General features: G+C 45.9%; 17 protein-coding genes and 2 pseudogenes. 12 read left to right on the top strand and 7 right to left on the bottom strand.

The window, feature by feature from the left end:
* Positions 1 to 41: 41 nt before the first annotated feature.
* Positions 42 to 1,220 carry a hypothetical protein gene (locus M5J74_RS30340; protein ID WP_250017265.1) on the top strand — a complete coding sequence of 393 codons (1,179 nt, stop codon included), beginning with the start codon at positions 42 to 44 and terminating at the stop codon, positions 1,218 to 1,220.
* A gap of 25 nt (positions 1,221 to 1,245) precedes the next feature.
* On the opposite strand, the gene M5J74_RS33010 is transcribed toward M5J74_RS30340, so the two are convergent.
* The 3 genes and pseudogenes from M5J74_RS33010 to M5J74_RS30330 all read right to left on the bottom strand — a co-directional run bounded on the left by M5J74_RS33010 (position 1,246) and on the right by M5J74_RS30330 (position 2,487).
* Positions 1,246 to 1,551, bottom strand: coding sequence for a cation transporter (locus tag M5J74_RS33010; protein ID WP_256498800.1), 306 nt, complete (start codon positions 1,549 to 1,551; stop codon positions 1,246 to 1,248).
* Positions 1,539 to 1,954 (bottom strand): annotated as a pseudogene (locus M5J74_RS33750) (cation transporter). Before M5J74_RS33750 ends, M5J74_RS33010 begins: the two are co-directional and overlap by 13 nt.
* Positions 1,955 to 2,106: 152 nt before the next feature.
* The gene (locus M5J74_RS30330) at positions 2,107 to 2,487 is read right to left on the bottom strand and encodes an ArsR/SmtB family transcription factor (protein WP_371934107.1); all 381 of its coding nucleotides are present in this window, start codon (positions 2,485 to 2,487) and stop codon (positions 2,107 to 2,109) included.
* A gap of 223 nt (positions 2,488 to 2,710) precedes the next feature.
* On the opposite strand from M5J74_RS30330, the gene M5J74_RS30325 reads away from it, so the two are divergent.
* The 6 genes and pseudogenes from M5J74_RS30325 (at position 2,711) to M5J74_RS30300 (ending at position 10,310) form a co-directional block, all read left to right on the top strand.
* Entirely contained in the window at positions 2,711 to 5,146 is a 2,436-nt protein-coding gene (locus tag M5J74_RS30325) for a heavy metal translocating P-type ATPase (protein ID WP_250017264.1), read from the top strand.
* Complete coding sequence (locus tag M5J74_RS30320; protein ID WP_250017263.1) at positions 5,143 to 6,069, top strand: vitamin K epoxide reductase family protein; 927 nt, start codon at positions 5,143 to 5,145, stop codon at positions 6,067 to 6,069. Before M5J74_RS30325 ends, M5J74_RS30320 begins: the two co-directional genes overlap by 4 nt.
* A gap of 121 nt (positions 6,070 to 6,190) precedes the next feature.
* Entirely contained in the window at positions 6,191 to 6,829 is a 639-nt protein-coding gene (locus tag M5J74_RS30315) for a peroxiredoxin (RefSeq protein ID WP_250017262.1), read from the top strand.
* Positions 6,830 to 6,974: 145 nt separating this feature from the next.
* Positions 6,975 to 7,697 (top strand): MBL fold metallo-hydrolase, encoded by a 723-nt coding sequence (locus tag M5J74_RS30310; RefSeq protein WP_250017261.1) that lies wholly within the window; start codon positions 6,975 to 6,977, stop codon positions 7,695 to 7,697.
* A 59-nt stretch (positions 7,698 to 7,756) separates the two neighbouring features.
* Positions 7,757 to 8,716: a cysteine synthase A gene (cysK, locus tag M5J74_RS30305; protein WP_250017260.1), complete on the top strand. Its 960-nt coding sequence runs from the start codon at positions 7,757 to 7,759 to the stop codon at positions 8,714 to 8,716.
* Positions 8,717 to 8,840: 124 nt separating this feature from the next.
* A pseudogene (locus M5J74_RS30300) lies at positions 8,841 to 10,310 on the top strand (ISLre2 family transposase).
* A gap of 117 nt (positions 10,311 to 10,427) precedes the next feature.
* Here the strand turns inward: M5J74_RS30300 and M5J74_RS30295 are convergent.
* Together M5J74_RS30295 and M5J74_RS30290 are read right to left on the bottom strand one after the other, a co-directional pair.
* Positions 10,428 to 11,003 carry a DUF411 domain-containing protein gene (locus tag M5J74_RS30295; protein WP_250017259.1) on the bottom strand — a complete coding sequence of 192 codons (576 nt, stop codon included), beginning with the start codon at positions 11,001 to 11,003 and terminating at the stop codon, positions 10,428 to 10,430.
* Positions 11,004 to 11,074: 71 nt separating this feature from the next.
* Entirely contained in the window at positions 11,075 to 11,779 is a 705-nt protein-coding gene (locus M5J74_RS30290; RefSeq protein WP_250017258.1) for a glycoside hydrolase family protein, read from the bottom strand.
* Positions 11,780 to 12,037: 258 nt separating this feature from the next.
* Here M5J74_RS30290 and M5J74_RS30285 point away from each other — a divergent pair, with 258 nt between their 5' ends.
* Positions 12,038 to 12,829, top strand: a complete 792-nt coding sequence (locus M5J74_RS30285) for a DUF305 domain-containing protein (RefSeq protein WP_250017257.1) — start codon at positions 12,038 to 12,040, stop codon at positions 12,827 to 12,829.
* Positions 12,830 to 13,104: 275 nt separating this feature from the next.
* Positions 13,105 to 13,713, top strand: a complete 609-nt coding sequence (locus M5J74_RS30280; protein WP_250017255.1) for a GerMN domain-containing protein — start codon at positions 13,105 to 13,107, stop codon at positions 13,711 to 13,713.
* Positions 13,714 to 13,857: 144 nt separating this feature from the next.
* Here the strand turns inward: M5J74_RS30280 and M5J74_RS30275 are convergent, their stop codons facing one another.
* Positions 13,858 to 14,385 carry a hypothetical protein gene (locus M5J74_RS30275; RefSeq protein WP_250017254.1) on the bottom strand — a complete coding sequence of 176 codons (528 nt, stop codon included), beginning with the start codon at positions 14,383 to 14,385 and terminating at the stop codon, positions 13,858 to 13,860.
* Positions 14,386 to 14,480: 95 nt separating this feature from the next.
* Complete coding sequence (locus M5J74_RS30270) at positions 14,481 to 14,912, bottom strand: helix-turn-helix transcriptional regulator (RefSeq protein ID WP_250017252.1); 432 nt, start codon at positions 14,910 to 14,912, stop codon at positions 14,481 to 14,483.
* Between the two features lie 79 nt (positions 14,913 to 14,991).
* Here M5J74_RS30270 and M5J74_RS33000 point away from each other — a divergent pair, with 79 nt between their 5' ends.
* The 3 genes from M5J74_RS33000 to M5J74_RS30260 all read left to right on the top strand — a co-directional run bounded on the left by M5J74_RS33000 (position 14,992) and on the right by M5J74_RS30260 (position 19,021).
* Positions 14,992 to 15,114 carry a hypothetical protein gene (locus tag M5J74_RS33000; RefSeq protein WP_256498798.1) on the top strand — a complete coding sequence of 41 codons (123 nt, stop codon included), beginning with the start codon at positions 14,992 to 14,994 and terminating at the stop codon, positions 15,112 to 15,114.
* A gap of 94 nt (positions 15,115 to 15,208) precedes the next feature.
* Positions 15,209 to 16,156, top strand: coding sequence for a vitamin K epoxide reductase family protein (locus tag M5J74_RS30265; RefSeq protein ID WP_250017250.1), 948 nt, complete (start codon positions 15,209 to 15,211; stop codon positions 16,154 to 16,156).
* Positions 16,157 to 17,221: 1,065 nt separating this feature from the next.
* Positions 17,222 to 19,021, top strand: coding sequence for an iron uptake porin (locus tag M5J74_RS30260; RefSeq protein ID WP_250017248.1), 1,800 nt, complete (start codon positions 17,222 to 17,224; stop codon positions 19,019 to 19,021).
* Positions 19,022 to 19,338: the final 317 nt, after the last annotated feature.

Genomic DNA, 19,338 nt, shown 5'->3' with positions numbered 1-19,338 from the left:
GGATTTAGCTTTCTCGATCGGGTAAAAGTTCAAGAGCAACAATGTTAAAATTTCATTCGTCTGCGCTCATCAGCGCTATTTGCCTGATGGGAATAGTTTTTGGCGATCGCACGGGATTATCCCAGACAGTACAACCAGTCGTGCGGCTGACGACTAAGCCCACTTTCAGCAAAATCTTACCTTTTGAAGCCGAGGCAGCAAATCGGCAATTACCCGTACAGTTGATTTTAGAAGTAGTGGATGAGTCAGATAGACCAATAGAAAATGCCAGAATACATCTACAAATTCTGACTCCACCGCCCAATCCTTGGTTGACAACAGATTTTCCCATAGTAGAAGGAACAAAACTTCTGGAGATAGAGGCTGTTGCTCCCAAGGGGGAATTGAATCTTCAGCAAATGCTGCCAATTCGAGGGACGTACCAACTGCGAGTCGCTGTCACCCCAAACGCTGCTAATACCTTTATTCCCATCCAGAAAACTCTGACTTTATCTGTGTCTGAAAACTGGGTGAAGTATCGTAACTTTGGTTTTCTTATCGCCATCTTGTTTGTAGTTGGATTCTTGGGTGGTTGGATAATCGGCGGGCAACAATCCATCCCAACTGGTGAGATAGCACCGCAGCGAGTCCGGCTGCTGTTAAGTGGGGCAGTCGCGATCGCGGTCGTTGCGTTGTTAATCGTCAATATTAGCGCCGAACTGGCTGAATCTGGGGTGTCAACGTCCCATATAGTTCAAGGCAAACCACAAGCAGGATCTAGGGCGAGCGTGCAGTCTCAGGGTCTTGAGCTGCGATTATTAGGGGATACCAACGCCACTGTTGGTAAGATTGCTAACTTGCAAGCTGAGGCGATCGATACCCAAACCCATCAGCCAGCAACGGATGTGATTTTGAATATTAAAACCACCCAACTTGAGCATGAGTGGGTAGCCTTTGCCTATCAAGGTATCCCAGATGCCAATGGAAAACTGACTTGGCAGCAGCAGTTTTTTGATGGCGCACCCCATAAAGTTGAAGTGGAAGTTGCTCCCCATCCCAATGCAATTCGCAAATTTCATCCTTTTCGGGTAAAAAGAGAAATCGAAGTTGAGGGAGTAGCACCGCCTTTATCGGCACGATTAACTACACTCGCTTTGTTCGCTGGCATTATTACCATTGGTCTAGTCATAGGACTAGGACAAAAGCACAGGTGGGGACTCAGGAGGATGGATACCAATTAAAAGCTTTAGCTCTCTTAAGATAGCTTCAACCTCTAGCTACATCAATACAGCGGGGAGCGTATTCCATCAGAATCTCTAAGCTGTCTTGAACGAGGGGGACAGCACCGAGACTGAGCAAGCAAGCAACGAGTAAACTTGCAGATGCGTCTGCCCAGAGCCAGTTCAAGTAGTAAATGGCTAAAGCGGCTAGCATCACGCCGACAGAACTAGCAGCATCAGCAACTACGTGCAGGAACGCTCCCCGCAGGTTTAAGTTATGGTGACTGTCATCCTGTAGTAACCAAGCGTTGAAGCCATTAATCACCAAGCTCAATCCTACTACGATCGGCATCGGTATGCCAAAGGAGTTTGGAAGCGACCAATAGCTTGCCAGGCAATCCAGGCAGCGATTGCCATCAGCCCCAATCCATTGAGCAGCGCCACCAAAATTTCTAAGCGCTGATATCCAAAAGTCGCTTGACGACAGCAGGACGTTGTGCCAGCCAAGCGGCTAGCAGCGTCAATCCCAAAGCGAGCAGATCTGAGAATAAATGCCCTGCACCGGCTACAAGTGAGAGGCTGTGACTCCAAAGTCCTACTCTCAGTTCTACCAAGAAAAGACCAATCCTCAATCCCAAAACAATCCAGAGGAGCTTTATCTTTTGTGTACCTTGCCCAGTCTTTACGTAACTCGAATGGGAAAGTTGGCAGTCATTCAGCTTAACTGGGAGATCGAGATCGGAAAGCGCCTTCATGCTCAAATATCATTCAAAATCTCCTCTATTCCCTGCCACTGTTTTTGGAAGACAAAAAGTTGTCTACAGGTGGACACCAAGCAATCCTGTCCTCGTGCGCTAGACTTAGCAGCTGGCAGGTTTTGGCACGATCGATTTGACTGGTAGCAACCTCAATGGTTATTGCATTTGCCATTTTTAGCCTCTTTTGGCAGATCGTAGTGAGTGCATTCGTAGACACCCTTCGCCACGTCCGCTAGCAGTTCATCTGCCAAGTCTAGAAACTTGGCTACTCGTGCATCAGCCAGTTGATAGTATACGTAACGTCCTCGCTGAGAGCGGATAACCAGATCGCAACAGCGCAGACAGGAAAGATGGTTAGAAACGTTAGATTGGTTTAGTCCTGTAGCTTCAACAATATCGTTGACAGTTAAGGGTTCGACACGCAACGCATTGAGGATGGATAGACGCGAGGAGTCGGAAAAGCCGCGAAAGAGCTTGGCTTTCAAATCAACTTTATTCGCTACTTTATTAGCTTGAGCAATCATTGGCATTAGTATAGTTCTAAAATATCAGCTTATCAGCCACTAATAATATTTTGCCGATCTTATCCAAGTAACTCTCTCTAATGATAGACTGACATATCAGTAAGTGATAATATGCTGATAATTACGTCTGGAAGCCGATCTGCTTTGGCGTATTTAGCTTGGAATCAGCGATCGAACGATCGGAAAAGCTTTCCATAATCAAACCCTATCTTCGAGCGAATCACTTAAGATGACATCCACTCCCTCTATCAAAATCCTACAAGCGCAGATTGGCGGTATGGATTGTGGTGGTTGTGCCAAAACCATTGAAGCGAGATTGCAGCAGTTGCCTGGAGTGACTGAGGTATCCGTGAGTTTTGCGACAGGGCGATTAACCGTATCCTACAACCCTCAACAAATTGGTGAAGCCGACATCATCAATCGCGTGACTGACTTGGGCTACACCGTTGAGCAGGCTCCGGTGCAGTCCTCTAGTCAAAAACTTCAAGCCAAGGTGAGTGGAATGGATTGCGGCAGTTGTGCCAAGACAATTGAAGCTAGTCTCCAGAAACTGCCAGGAATTTCTGAAGTTTCAGTCAGTTTTGCAACCGAACGGCTAGAAGTATCGTATGACCCGATTCAGGTTAGTGAATCGACAATTCTCGATCGAGTTACTGCTTTGGGTTATACCGTCGAGGACGTGACGAGCGCAAATGTAGGAGATACTGGCACTGGCTCTGATGCTATGCCACTTCACCAGTCAACAGCCGCTCGGCGATCGCCAAAATCTGACTTGACAGGTTGGCAGTTTTGGCTGAGGACGCGAAGGGGACAGACCGTCCTTTTCAGTAGCATTGGCTTGCTGCTGGGGGTGATGGTCGAACGGGTATTCTCACTGGATTGGGTTGCCCAAGGCTTCTATGCCATCAGCTTGATTGTTGCCCTATTGCCGATCGCACGAGCTGCCTGGATCTCCTTGAAACTGCGTCGAGCCGACATGAACTTGCTGATGACGCTTGCCGCAATTGGAGCTGCAATCCTGAACTATTGGTTCCAAGGCGCACTAGTCATCGTTCTGTTTACATTGGGGACGACATTGCAGACTTTCACCCTCAGTCGGACTCGCAATGCCATCCGCGATTTGATGGATTTAACTCCACCTACTGCTACAGTCAAGCGGAACGGACAGGAAGTGACAGTTCCCGTTGAAACAATTGGGGTAGGCGAAATCCTAACTATTCGACCAGGACAACGCATTGCGTTAGATGGTGTAGTGATATCTGGAATGAGTGCGGTCGATCAGTCACCAATCACAGGGGAAGCGATTCCGGAAGATAAAGAGAAGGACGATCGCGTCTTCGCAGGCACGCTGAACTCAACTGGTTTTTTGGAAGTTCAGGTAACCCACTCCGTAAAAGATACAACAGTATCCCGTATCATTCATCTAGTAGAATCAGCCCAAGAGAGCCGCGCTCCAATTCAGCAGTGGGTTGACCGTTTTTCTAACATTTACACGCCAGTTGTCCTGACTCTTGCAGCAGGGATTACATTTATTCCTCCATTGTTCTTTGCTCAACCGTTTAATGTTTGGTTCTACAAAGCATTAGTATTGATCGTCATTGCTTGCCCTTGCGCTTTGGTAATTGCTACCCCCGTTTCTCTGGTGAGTGCAATTGGGGCGGCAACCCGAAAAGGGGTGTTATTCAAAGGTGGCAATGCACTGGAGACAGCCGGACGATTGACAACCCTTGCCTTTGATAAAACTGGCACGATTACTCAAGGAATGCCTGTTGTGCAAGAGGTTTATACCTTAGGGGAAATAAGTGCAGATACCGTGCTACTAATTGCCGCCTCTTTAGAACAAAGATCGGAGCATCCGTTGGCGAAGGCGATCGTGGCACAAGCAAAAGCAAAGGAAATGGAACTGGAGTCGCCAGAATCCTTTACCGCTGTCCCTGGTAAAGGAGTTTGGGCAAAGTTTAGACAGTCTATTTACTTTATCGGCAATCGCCGATGGTTTACTGAGCAAGAAATTTCACTATCAGCAGCAGCTCAATCCTTACTGACCGAGATGGAATCACAGGGACAAACTCCCGTGTTAGTCGGGACTCGCCAAGGCTTAATCGGTGCGATCGCTCTAGCAGATGGTTTGCGTCTGGAATCCACAGAAGCAATTCGAGCGTTGAAGCGAATTGGGTTGAAACGCCTGATAATGCTGACAGGCGATCGCTCTCCCGTAGCTAGACAGATTGCTCAACAGGTTGGCATTGATGAATATCAAGCAGAATTACTACCCGAAGACAAACTCCAGGCAATCTACAAACTTCGCCGTGCTGGAGTAGTAGGTATGGTTGGAGATGGCATCAACGATACTCCCGCTCTGGCAGCCGCCGATGTCAGTTTTGCAGTTGGCAACATCGACGTTACCCTCGAAACGGCTGATGTTGTACTAACAAGTGGAGACTTGCAACGGTTGGCTTATGCGATTAAACTCAGCCAACGCACCCTGTCAGTCATCAAGCAAAGTATTATCTTGGCGCTTGTCTTGAATGGTACGTTTATCCTCTTGGGAACTCTGGGGATAATCGGTTTGCCAGTAGCAGTGTTAGAAGATATGGGATCTTCTCTGTTCGTAACGCTCAATGCTATGCGATTGTTTAATACACGAATTAGCGAAGTTTCATGATAACTCGTAAACACTCTATTCCCTGGATTCATCGTCGGTCGCGTCCGATCGTGGCAGGAATTGCCACAATCGGGGCAGCAGTCACCGCCTATCTTACGATTACCAAACTCACTGGAGATCCTACTGCTTGTCCAACTGGAGGATGTGATGTCGTTCTCTCCAGTCCCTATGCGACTGTGTTTGGGTTGCCCCTCGCGCTGTTTGGTTTCCTAGCTTATGCCAGCATGGTCGTTCTCGCGATCGCCCCTCTGCTAGTCAACTCCTCTGAACAAAAGGTACTCCGCACTAATTTAGAACGCTGGACTGGGCTACTGCTGTTCGTAGGGGCAACCGCCATGACGATCTTCAGTGGCTATCTGATGTACCTGATTGCATTTGTGATTAAAGCAGTCTGTATTTACTGTGTTGGGTCAGCATTGCTGTCAACCAGCCTGTTCATCCTGTCCATTATTGGGCGGGATTGGGAAGAAGTTGGGCAACTGTTTTTTACTGGGACGATTGTTAGTATGATTACACTGGTTGCTACACTCGGCGTTTACGCTAACGCGAACAATCCGCGTGTCGCTGCCCAAGCGGGTGGTTATACGATTGCCTCATCCTCTGGTGCAGCCGAAATCGCTTTGGCGCAGCATCTTAAGCAAACGGGAGCCAAAATGTACGGGGCGTTCACCTGTCCCCACTGTCAGAACCAAAAGCACCTGTTTGGTGCAGAAGCCGCCAAGCAGTTGAACTACGTGGAATGCCATCCTCAGGGGCAAAACGCGCAACCCCAGGCGTGTCAGGCAGCAGGAATTGAGGGATTCCCCACCTGGGAAATCAATGGACAAAAATATACCGGAGAAAAGACGCTGCAAGAACTGGCAGATTTGTCGAATTATCAGGGAACGCGTAATTTCCAAAACACGCCCCAAACAGGGCATTGACAGTTAGCCCAGATGATTGGCTATCAGGGATCTTGAAACTTTAAAAATACCGTCCCGCAACTCTGAAGAAATCTATCAACCCGATAGGTTAGTTTGTTTTCCTGTTAGATGGAGGTTTACTATGTCTCTACAACTAGGCGATACAGTACCAAATTTTACTCAAGCGTCGAGTACTGGCGAGATCGATTTCTACAAGTGGGCAGGCGATCGCTGGGTTGTGCTATTTTCCCACCCAGCAGACTTCACACCTGTTTGCACGACTGAGCTAGGGGCAGTTGCCAAACTTAAACCTGAATTCGAGCGACGCAATGTTAAAGTGTTGGCACTGAGCGTTGATGATGTCGAATCCCACAGAGGATGGATTGGAGACATTGAAGAAACGCAATCTACCCAGCTCAACTATCCCATCCTGGCAGATCCAGATCGTAAGGTATCTGACCTTTATGGCACGATCCATCCTAATGCCAACAATACCTTAACTGTTCGTTCCGTCTTTATCATTGACCCTCAAAAGAAGCTGCGGTTAACACTTACCTATCCCGCTAGCACGGGTTGTAACTTTGACGAGATCTTGCGGGTAATTGATTCTTTACAGTTGACTGACAACTACCAAGTTGCTACTCCAGCCGACTGGAAAGAGGGAGATGACTGCGTTATCGTCCCTTCAATTAAAGATCCTCAAGAGTTAAAGCAGAAGTTTCCCAAGGGCTATAAAGAGATCAAGCCTTATCTGCGGATGACTCCTCAACCGAATAAGTAACCTGTCTCATCTATAAGATGCTGGTGTAGCTGATAAAAAATAGATCTTTGGGCGAGAGAAAGCAGTTGCACTTAGCTTTCTGCTATCTCCGCCCCAGTAGAACTTATTTGAAGTCACAGCATTAGACGCTCCAGGAGGGCTAGATATGTTTTTTCGGCAGTTGTTCGATCTTGAATCCAAAACGTATACCTACTTGATTGCTGACCCCAAAACACAAGAAGCTGTTCTGGTCGATCCTGTTTTGGAACAAGTAGAGCGCGATCGCAATCTGCTTCAGGAGCTTGGCTTCAAGCTGCGTTATTGTTTAGAAACCCATATCCACGCCGACCATATCACTGGAACTGCCAAACTACGGGAGTTGACAGGGAGCTTGGGAGTATTGCCAGAAAAGGCACAGGCAGTGTGTGCCGATCGGTTGATTCGAGATGGAGAAATGCTGCTGCTTGGGAGTATTTCTATCCAAGCGATCGCCACCCCTGGTCACACTGATAGTCATATGGCTTACCGAGTCAATAACGACCGCGTGCTGACAGGAGATGCTCTGTTTATCCGAGGCTGTGGTCGCACTGATTTTCAAGGCGGTGACGCAGCAGTTCTATTCAATTCAGTGACACAGCGGCTATTTACGCTGCCAGATGAAACCCTGGTATACCCTGCTCATGATTACCGAGGATTTACAGTGTCTACAATTGGGGAAGAAAGACGATGGAATCCTCGGTTTGCCGGACGAGATCGCGCTAGCTTTATTGAACTAATGACCAACTTAGAGCTACCAGAGCCGCAAAAGATGATGGAAGCGATTCCTGCTAACGAGCATTGCGGTAACTTAGCTTCCCCCCAAACGCTAGCTTCTCGTACTCAACATTAAAGAAGCTGAAAATTTAACCATTCATCATTCTTTTGACAACTAACTAATCAATTCAAGCCATGCGTATCGCCAAAGACATTACAGAATTAATCGGTCGTACTCCCCTAGTGCAATTAAACAACATTCCGCCAGCCGAGGGGTGTGTAGCGCAAATTGTGGTGAAACTTGAAAGCATGAACCCTGCTGCCTCAGTCAAAGATCGAATTGGTGTTAGCATGATTGATGCGGCAGAGCAAGAGGGACTAATTAGTCCAGAAAAGACGACTTTAGTCGAACCCACTTCAGGAAATACTGGAATTGCCTTAGCAATGGCGGCGGCTGCCAAAGGGTATCGGCTAATTCTGACGATGCCCGATACAATGAGCAATGAACGACGAGCAATGCTGCGGGCTTATGGAGCCGCACTCGAACTTACGCCGGGAATAGAAGGTATGAGCGGTGCGATTCGCCGGGCGCAGACAATAGTTGACACAACACCCCATGCTTATATGCTGCAACAGTTTCGCAACCCAGCTAACGTGCAGATTCACCGAGAGACAACAGCAGAGGAAATCTGGTCAGATACGGACGGGCAAGTAGATATGCTCGTAGCTGGTATTGGTACAGGTGGCACAATTACTGGTGTGGCAGAGGTAATTAAAGCACGGAAACCAAGTTTTCAAGCGATCGCTGTTGAACCTGCTAATAGCCCAGTTTTATCAGGGGGACAACCAGGAGCGCACAAAATTCAGGGTATTGGTGCTGGATTTATTCCCCAAGTCCTCCGAGTGGACTTGCTTGATGAAATCATAAGCGTGACTGATGAGCAAGCGATCGCTTACAGTCGGCGGTTGGCAAAAGAAGAAGGTCTACTCTCTGGCATCTCCTCCGGTGCAGCACTATGTGCAGCAATCCGCGTAGCTCAGCGCTCGAAGAGCAAAGGAAAATTGATTGTCATGATTCAGCCCAGCTTTGGAGAACGCTACTTGAGTACGCCATTGTTTCAAGATTTAGAGCCACGAGTATCTGCTATTGTGTAACTAATTGTTCGTGGGCGCAACGCAAAAAAGTGGGATTGGGTAGGGTAGCGTGAAAAGCACAAAAAAAAGTAGGATGCCTGGGCAAGATGTTTGGGCAAGGCCCAAGCAGCCAGGAGTTCCTACCATGAATTGCAATAACACTATACCTGCAACACTAGATTTAGCGAAATGCCTTGAAAGCTTTGAGAAGACAATTGCCGCTGAACTGTGACTCGATAGTGTGTCACGGTGGGATGGGCGAACTCTTCGTGACCGAGAACAGAAAATTAGACAAGCGGCGCTTGAGCTAGCGGGACAATGTATCGCCTTGCTGTTACACAATCTCTCAGAGTCACCCGAAGCAATGAAGACGGCGAAAAAACAAACACAGGGATGGCGACACCCGAAAAGTCAGGGGAATGGGCGAGTTGAGCGGCAAGTACTATGTTTAGGTAACGTTGTGGTATCTCTGCGGTTACCATATGTGGTAGAACGGTCAAATCAACTACACTCCAAATGCCGAAAAACAAGAGGGCAGGGGTTTTGTCCGCTGTTGAGATGGTTGTGTATGGAAGAAGGTATTACTCCTTTAATCTGGTCTACTGTGGCGCAGACGGGGACAGTAAGTGGATCGTTGGCAATCGCCCGCGACTCGCTTCAAAATTGGGGCATTAGCATCAGCATGAGGCGAGTTGAGCGTTTAACCTACCATTTCAATCAACAGGGCTTAAGCCAGCGTCGCTCAAGGAGATTCCATTTGCAACAAGGCACATTACCGATTACGCCGCTGTTGAAAGACCATCGAGTGGTGATTTCCGTTGATGGGGGACGCACTCGCATTCGTAATGCCAAAACGGGTAAACGTCGTCACAATTCCCATCGACATGGCTATAAAGCTGAGTGGATCGAACCAAAATTATTGACGATTTATGTAGTAGATTCCTTGGGTAAACGGGTCAATACCGCTGAAATTTCTGTGACTAACGATGGGACTTATGGCAAGCTTCAACCCTTTCTGGAACTATTAGAAATGCATTTGGTACGACTAGGAATAAATTTGGCATCTCAAGTAGTATTAATTGCAGATGGGGCTGAATGGATCTGGAAACATATCCCACCACTACTGCAACGTCTCGGTTGTCCACAAGAATCAACACACGGTCTACTCGACTTCTACCACGCCACAGAACATTTACACATGTTTGCTGATGCTGCTTTTACCCAGCCAAGAGAACAACGAGTCTGGTTTAAGCCAGCTCGTTCTACACTCAAACGCGGACAATCAGCTGATTTACTTGCTCAAATGCAGGCTTTGAGTCAAAAGATCTGTGGCGAGCGCGGATCGACTACGATATCCGAGATTCAGTATTTCACTAAATTTCATCAACAAGGGCGGTTGAGCTATTCTCAAGTGGCAGCGATGAAGATGCCTATTGGCAGCGGCGCAATTGAAAGTTTAATCCGCCAAGTGGTTAACCAAAGGCTCAAAGGTAATGGCAAATTCTGGTTACAGGGAAATGCAGAAGCGATATTGCACGCACGTTGCCAATGGGCTGCAAGAACTTGGTCAACTTTTTGCGACTCCATTTTAACAGCTAGGCTTTATCCAGCTTAATCCCACTTTTTCGCGTTGCACCCTTGTTCGTTTCAATCGCAGACAATCTTCTATATCTGCCAAAAGGCTTAAGCGAAGTTACATTCTCACAAAAGCTTTTTTTGGCAGAAATCTGCTTCAAGAAGATGGATACTTGTTAAAGACTTTAGCTGTGCCATTTTTATCAAAGGAGAACACGGTGAATGGATCTCTGCGATCCCCTGCTTCCATACCAGGAGTGCCTACAGGCATTTCGGGAACGGATATACCAGCAATATTAGGCTTTTCTTGCAGCAGGCGTTTAACATCATTAACTGGTACGTGTCCTTCGATGACATAGCCATTGACTACTGCCGTATGGCAAGATGCGAGGCGATCGGGAACGCTATACTTTTGTTTTACTGCTTCTATGTCGGATGTGAGTATGACTTTTGTTTGAAAACCTTGTTTTTTCATATAGTCAATCCATCCACCACAACAACTGCAAGATGGACTGCGATAGACAACAATCTCTGGCGTTGCAGATAGTTTCGTCTGTTCTTTATTAACGTTCCAAGCAACACTTACCGAGCGACTTAGAGGAGTACCCAGCAAAGAATTGTCTCCCAAGTTCTGCGCGACTGCTGGATAAGTCACCATCGCGACTCCAATGGCAGCGCCGATCGCAATCGGGCGCAACCATTTTTGTATTCTCGGAGATTGTTTGTGTTTCATTTCAAGCCTCACAAATAACAGTTGGTTCTTAGCGTTGCTATACAAATTTAAGTCGAATCTCTTTGACAAATCTAGCGATCGCGATCGCCTGAACTTTGGACTCGTAACAATTCCTCGGCAAGAACTTGCTGATAAATTTTTGCTAAATGAGGAGTTACCCAGTTATCTTCAATTCCATACCCCAAGCTTGTCCAAGTGCCAGATAACATCTTTAGGACTTCATCGACTCGTCCTTGTCTCAACAAAAACGCAATATCTGTACCCCAAATCCGACGATCTTTCAGCCATTTGTAGGTAACTTTATCCTGGTATTTAGGCTCAAAGCTATATATGCTTAAACCAGTAGATCCATGAGGGTGAGGGTGATATTTACGAGCTTTTTCTAACCAAGTCGAGGCGAGAAATTGATAGCGACCCGCAGCCGTAGAGCATTTTCTCCGATTTGGACCCCTAGCAATTTTTACGCAAACGTTAGGATGTTGATTGAAATTGTGAAAGTGGTCTCCACCGTACAGCAAAACGTAGGGTTCTTCAGCATTTGACTCGCTGGCAGATATCGTCCGCATTAATGCCCGAACATAAGGGTCGCCTCCCGACATAGCTAGTTGTGGTAAGTAGCCAAAAGGATTTTTTTCAGAAGGAAATTGCTGTTCTCTGCGTCCGTTCCAAATGAGAATCGGTAACGCTAGCACTCCTAAAATCAGAAATCTCAACCCCCATCCCAACTTTTTAGGTTGTCTGAAGTTGTTTGGCTTGTGACTGAAAGATTTTTGCATTTTCTTAGAGCTAAACAATCGGGAATTGTTCCAGTTTCAGAGCGGAATAATTTATATTCAGTCATCTCTATTCTGAATGCGATCGCGTCAATCCCAGCCATCATAACAGAAATCTCTTGTTGCTCACAATTTCCTCAACCTTTTTGTCTAACATCTAAAATAAAACTACTATTTTCCCACTGGCTCCACGAAACCTTTCTGACATCGGTTAATTGCTGGGAAGGCTTTGTTTCCCTTGTATGGAAATGAGGTGTAACCATGAACAAAAAACTAACTCTCTACAGTTTTACAGGTTTGCTCGCGGGCAGCGTCGCTATGTTGATGCTCGCCGCTACCCAAGCACTCCCGCAAGCCGCAATTCCAAACACCATCACAGATATAACCAAGACCGCTCGCACGCAGTCAAGAAGTATCTCTCAAGCTATCCCTCCAGACAATACCACCCCAGTTCCTTCCAGATCGAGAATGATGGGTCAGTCCGAGCGACACTTTATCGTTATGATGATTCCGCATCATGAAGGGGCTGTGGCAATGGCAGATCTGGCTTTGAGTCGAGCAAAGCATCCCGAACTGAAAAAACTAGCCGTAGCGATTAAAACCACACAAAACAAAGAAATTCAGCAAATGCAAACTTGGTACAAGCAGTGGTATGGCACTGATGTCCCTGCTTGGAGACAAGGCATGGGCTGGGGTTGGCATCACCGCGATCGCCAGCAGCAAGGCAATACTCAACCTGGCTGGAATTCTGGCATGGGTATGCACCAAGGCTGGAATGACCGAGGTTGGGGATCTGGCGGCGGTTGTTGCATGATGGGTGGTGGATGGATGGGTACAAATATGTATGCCCTGCAAAATGCATCTGACTTCGACCGAGAGTTTATTCAGCAAATGATTCCCCATCACCAGATGGGTGTGATGATGGCTCAAATGGTACTGACTCATAGCCAACGCTCTGAAATTCGTCAGCTAGCTGAGGCGATCGTCAAAAGTCAAACGGCTGAGATCGACCAAATGCAGCAATGGTATCAAAAGTGGTATCAAACATCATGAGCTGATACTTTAGTAAATTCCCAAACGCTAAATAAGTTTGGTGGCGATCGCAAAACTTTCTTTGCCCCAGATTAGCAAGATTCCAGTAGGTTAGCTGACTTCTGTGTGGACGACACGAATATTACAATTGAATGTAAATTCACAAAATAATAAGTTGTAGCGTTCCTCCATCTAGAAGCATCTTCCGGTCTTCAAAAAATAGCTGGTTGTCAACTGTAGTTAATCAAAGTTTTCCTTCTTACACAAATATCCCAACCCCAAGGAGGGGTTTCAATATGTCAAAACAACCAGCTCGTAGTGGTTTTAGTGGTTTAATCGCGGCGATTGCAGCAGTAGTAGTGGTAGCGGGAGGGGGTACTGCTTGGTGGATTTGGCATTCTACTAAATCTCCATCATCACCAACTACCCCCAACACAGTGCAACAGTCGCCGTCACCATCGGTACAGCCGAAAGTTGAGCAAACGGCACAAGTTTTTTGGCTAAAGGACACTGGTAGCAACCAAGAGTTGATTTCCGAAGCGATTACAACTACTGCCGATCGCCAGCCCAGTACAATGTTAAAAGCGGCTTTCAACAGTTTGTTAGCGGGACCTCAGAAGGGAGAGGTAACTACTACCATTCCAGCCAGAACAAAGCTTCGGAACGTGAAAGTTGAGCCAGATGGCGTTCGCGTCAATTTGTCCGAAGAATTCACTACTGGCGGTGGTAGTGCGGCTATGATTGGGCGCTTGGCACAAGTTATTTATACTGCCACGAGTTTAGATCCAAAAGCAAAGGTCTGGATTGAAGTAGAAGGCAAACCGTTGGAAGTTTTGGGCGGTGAAGGTTTAGAACTAGAGCAACCGCTCACCAGACGAAGCTTTGAGGAAAACTTTACGCTATAAACACTAGTTATAATGACATACAATGACATACAATGACATACAAGGTTAGTCTGAAATTATAGTATCCAAATGCTTTTAGGCAGGGAATTAATTCCAGCTAACTTCATGTGTCATTACAGCAAAAATCGTCCACTCTTGGGTGCTTTAGTTTGGCTGACTTTTTTTCGCTTGCGTAGTTGCACTATCTGTGGTGTTCTCCAATGATGTTTTAGTGCTGGGTATTGGTGTAGTACCCGCTGCAACAGTGACATCATACTTTAACTGAAACGGCTGGAAACTACCTTGAGTTTTGGGCGTGCAGCTTAACTCCAGTTGATAAAGCCCAGTTTTAGGAAAGACGATATCCGCTCCGGGAATACCCTGATACTTTTCAGCGTTAATCGCTTTGACGGTAGGCTGTAGCACGGGGGAGTCATTCCCTTTGCGGGGTTGGGAGTAAACAACCATTTGACAATTAGCTTGCTCTAACGGCAGAATTTGTCCTCCCTTGCGGGTCAGTACAACCCAGACTCTAGCAGGTTCTCCAGCTTTGGGAGCGTGGTTAGGCTCAACGTGCCAAGTACCAGCCACATCCCCAGATATCTTAATGTTGTGGGCAGAAGCTGGGCTAATGAGTGAGGCGAAAAGCAGAGTCCAACCAAGAGTTCGCTCTAGATGTAATCGACTTGGCATAGGATTTTTTTGTCATTACTTGCATGAAGCAACTGCCCAAGTCAAAAGACGAGCTGTCAAACTTCACTACACTAAAGCAGTTGGGCTATCTTGAGTCAGGGTGGCGACCCAAAGAGCGATCTTTCATTTGATTCGTCCAAGTGTTCTGCCGCACAGCGATACAAGTGGATAATATGACGATCCGCCAAACCGTAATAAACGTTGCGACCTTCTCGGCGGTAGCTGACTAAACGCATGGCTTTCAATAATCGCAGTTGATGAGAAACAGCCGATTGGGTCATTTTTGTCAATGCCGCTAAGTCACAGACGCACAACTCTTGAGAAGCGAGAGCAGATAGGAGGCGCAGACGGTTTGGATCTGCTAGCACTGCAAAAAATTCTGCCATCTGCTGTGCCTTTGTTGTAGGTAATATTTGTGTCTTTGAAGAGCTAACGCGATCGACCAGATGCACTGGATGAGTTTCACAGGTCGGTGCATCCGGACTAAGAGGTGGGTTATCGTCTAGCTTTTTCTTACGGTTGTTCATTAAAAGCAATGGCGATCGATCTCATCATATTATCTAAAATGAGAATCATTGTATATGTGAACATTTATTCAGCAATTGTATGTATTGTATTAAAATGCTAGCAATTAACTTTTGTTGGGTACGCTTGGAGTGGCTCGGACTAGTCGTGACGGTTTTAGCAGATACGGAAATCCCTTTGCTGGTAACTGCTAATGGAATGTGACTGTTTAGAGCCAGCAGTACCAACCAAAGAGCGGTAAGCATTCTTTTGCGTACAATTGTTTAGCCTCATATTCAACTTCAACTACAACAGTTTCATGAAGAAACGATCTTCTACTCCTTGGACTCATCGCTATTCGCGTCCGATAATGGCAGGACTCGCTACTGTGGGTGCTGTAGTCACTGCCTATCTCACCGTCATCAAATTTACTCAAGGCTCTGCTGCCTGTCCAACTAAAGGCTGCGATATTGTTCTTGCCAGCCCCTACGCTACTGTCTTTGGCTTACCACTGGCGTTATTTGGCTTTCTCGCCTACGCCAGCATGGTAGTTTTCGCTGTGGCTCCTCTACTTGTAAATTCACAGTCCAATAAGGCTCTGCGCTCGAAGTTGGAGAACTGGACTGGGTTGCTGTTGTTTGCGGGTGGAACAGCCATGATGGTTTTCAGCGGCTACCTGATGTATTTACTGGCTTTCGAGATCAAGGCAGTCTGTATCTACTGTGTTGGCTCGGCAATACTATCAGCACTTCTATTTACTTTGGCGCTCTTGTGTCGGGATTGGCAGGATATCGGTCAACTGTTCTTCACCGGATTTATCGTGGTAACGGTCGTGCTAATCGGCACGCTAGGAGTTTATATCAACACGAAAACTCCAGCGATCGCCGATTCCAGTCATAGTACGGAGCAGCCCTCACCAGGGGGATACCCCATTACCACTAGCTCCGGTAAAGCCGAAATCGCTCTGGCACAACACCTAAAGCAGATTGGTGCAGTCTTCTATGGCGGCTTCTGGTGTCCCCACTGCCACGACCAAAAACAGCTGTTTGGTCGGGAAGCAGTTAAGGACATTCCTTATGTGGAGTGCGACCCTAAAGGTATCAATCCTCAAACCAAGCGGTGTCAAGCTGCGGGAATACAAGGATACCCAACTTGGGTAATTAACGGCAAAACTGTCACGGGGACTCAAAGTTTAGAAGAACTAGCACAACTTTCTGGCTACAAAGGACCGCGTAACTTTCAAAATTCTCTGCCTGCTGCAAAGTAGCCAGGAGGCGATCGCCAGAAACCTTATCCTAAGAATTACCTTGAGATTGAATGCCATTCTCCCAATCATCAGAGCAGGTATTTCGTTTTGAGCAGCACAGAGATTACACACAGTAGACAAAAGTCATGTTTACTTTGGATTATCTGGAAGCTGAAAGTAAGCCCACTCGAAAAGGCAGTTGAACTTTGGAGCTACAGCCTTTCACTCTTAGCAGTTTAGGAACGAGTTAAATGAACCACAGGCTATGAAGTGTAACTAGAGACAATCCAGCTCCTTAAAGAACACTTAGGTAGATACTTTATCAAGTTAGTGTCTCTACTTATAAATGACATCCGTAGAGGCATTAATATTTTGCTCCAGAATAATATTATTCGTTTTTTGGTAAATAATCCACGCTCCACTAATTTGATAGTTGATTATGAAATTAGGATGAAAATAACTTATTTTCAAACTTATGCTGGAGTTACATTAATTGATTTTGAACTGTTTAGCATATAAATATGAATTCAGGATGAAAAAATTTTTTGATTTAAAAGATGTTGACTCAAGTGCAAACCATAGAATAGCTCTCTAAGCTTATTTTAACTACTTCTAGACAGTAACAGAGAAATAATTAAATTTGTATTAAATGTAGTGGTATCTAGAAAATATTAAAAATATGTATATATGAAATGACAAGACTTAAGAAGTAATGCTATTAATAGGAACGATAATAGCTGAGAAACTAGATGCGTTTTCCAATGAAGCGTCCGGAAGTAAAAACAAGTAAAATTACTGTAAAAATAATACTTCCTTCTATTGTTCTATAAGCTTCCTGTGGGGGATAAGAACAAAAGCTAACGTTTATTTGGTAAACGTTCTCTACTCTGCTGAGCTGACAAGGGAGAGGAGACATACCTCTTTTACTGCTGTGCAACGATTGTCTAAAGCAACTCAGCTAAATGAGTAAGGAATTTCTCGAATTGTCGCTCTTGAAGTTTTTGTACTAAAAAAGTGTGAGGAAAAGTGTCCAATATTTTGTGGAAATACCTACTACTAAGCTCGGCTGCTTTCGGAGTATTTTTGATGTCAAGTGTAGCTGCCTCGACAGCGGCTCCAACTCCAAAAACTACTAAAGTTTCGGAACTACAAGCTGCACAGATAAAAGCTTTAGAGAGAGAGACGAATTCGATAGAGATTATCCACGATGAACCAAAAGCGACTGCATCTGTTACAGATGCGCTTGAGGCTGGTAAGCCAGAAGCCACGATAGCTCAAGCGACTGCAATCTCCTCCACGGAATATTCCAATGCCGTGCAAGCAATTCCAGCTACAAGTCTCTCTGGATCTGCGTCTCCTGTCTCTTCAATTCGAGCCAACCCCTACAGCAATGAAGACAAGCTCGATGATTCGTTAGCTCAAGTTACCTCCGTATCCCAACTATCCGACGTTCAACCTACTGACTGGGCTTTTCAAGCCTTGCAGTCCTTAGTCGAGCGTTATGGTTGCATTGCGGGGTATCCTGACGGAACTTATCGCGGCAACCGCGCTTTGACTCGTTACGAGTTCGCTGCTGGTTTAAATGCCTGTCTAGATCGAGTGAATGAATTAATTGCCACAGCTACGGCTGACAATGTAACCAAAGAAGATCTAGCAACTTTACAAAGGTTACAAGAGGAATTCTCTACCGAACTTGCTACGCTGCGCGGTCGCGTTGATGCCTTGGAAGCACAAACATCTGAATTAGAAGCCAATCAGTTTTCGACCACGACTAAACTCAACGGACAAGTCATTTTTGCCCTGAGTGGAGCTGTTGGGAAAGACAAAGCCGTTCCTTCTGGCGTGCCAGCAGGTTCGGCTGGCAAGGTGGATGAAAATTTCACCCTCAGCAATCGAGTGCTGTTAGATTTCGAGACTAGTTTTACTGGAAAAGATACACTGACCGTCTCGCTTTATGCCAACAACTTTCCCGATTTTAGAGACGTAACGGGTACTAACATGGGACGGCTGGTGTACGAACGAGATACCGTTGGTTCTACCGAAAATGACTTAGGAGTGTTTTATCTCGCCTATGAATTTCCGATAAGCGATCGCCTGACGGTTCTTGTCGAACCCTATGGTGGTGTTTTAGGGGATTTTGTCGATCCGATCGATCCCTATTTTGGAGATGTAAAAGATGGTGCTATTTCTGCGTTTGGCTACCGCAGTCCCATCTACTCGCAAGTTGGGTATGGTTCAGGGGCAGGTCTAACCTATGAATTCAGCGATGCAGTTAACCTATCTCTAGCTTATTTAGCCAGTGAAGCCGAAAACCCTACGTCTGGGTTGACTGGTGGTCCCTTTGTAGCATTAGCCCAGCTTACCTTGAAGCCCACTAAAACTATCGCTCTGGGTCTGACCTACGTGCGCTCCTATAATGGTCTTGATGCCGGAGTTGCAGGAGTTGGAAGTACATACTCCAATGACCCTTTTGATGGAGAAAGCTATACGTCAGATTCTTATGGCTTAGCAGCGAATTTTCAAATCAATCCCAAGTTTGCCTTGGGCGGTTGGGCTGGCTACACGCGACCTGAAGCTGTCTCAGGTGCAATTGATGGAGCTAATGCTTCTATCTTTTACTATGCAGTAACTCTAGCTTTTCCAGATCTCTTGCGAGAAGGTAACTTAGGTGGTATTGTGGTTGGCTTACCGCCGAAAGTTACTAGTAACGATATTAATGACCGTGAAGATAGGGATTCCTCTTTGCACCTAGAAGCTTTCTATCGCTTCCAAGTTACCAAAAATATTGGCATTACTCCAGGAGTGCTGGTCATTACCAATCCCGAACACAATAAAGATAACGATACGATTTACGTGGGAACAATCCGGACTACGCTTTCTTTCTAGGCTTGGTTCTAAATTTTATTGCCAAAGCGTTGCTCTAAGTAGCTAGAGGATGAATAGGGTTAATAGTTGATTAACCCTATCATTACTTTGTTTAACTATAATTAAACTTGCCCAAACAATTGCTATACGTTCGTGTATGGTGGGAATCTTCTTTCTCGCTCTAAATAATTTTTCTTAAAAACATCTAAATTTCATCTCTATTTCATAAAGATCTGCCAATCTGATTATTATTGGGTTCATTCATCAAGAATGAAGTTCAAAATTAGTCATAAAAACTGCGGTACATCCGTTGGTTGAGTAGGCTGATGGTCAATCAA

It is taken from the genome of Chroococcidiopsis sp. CCNUC1, assembly GCF_023546805.1.
Lineage (GTDB): Bacteria > Cyanobacteriota > Cyanobacteriia > Cyanobacteriales > Chroococcidiopsidaceae > Chroococcidiopsis > Chroococcidiopsis thermalis.
This window is presented reverse-complemented; position numbering and strand designations above follow the sequence as displayed.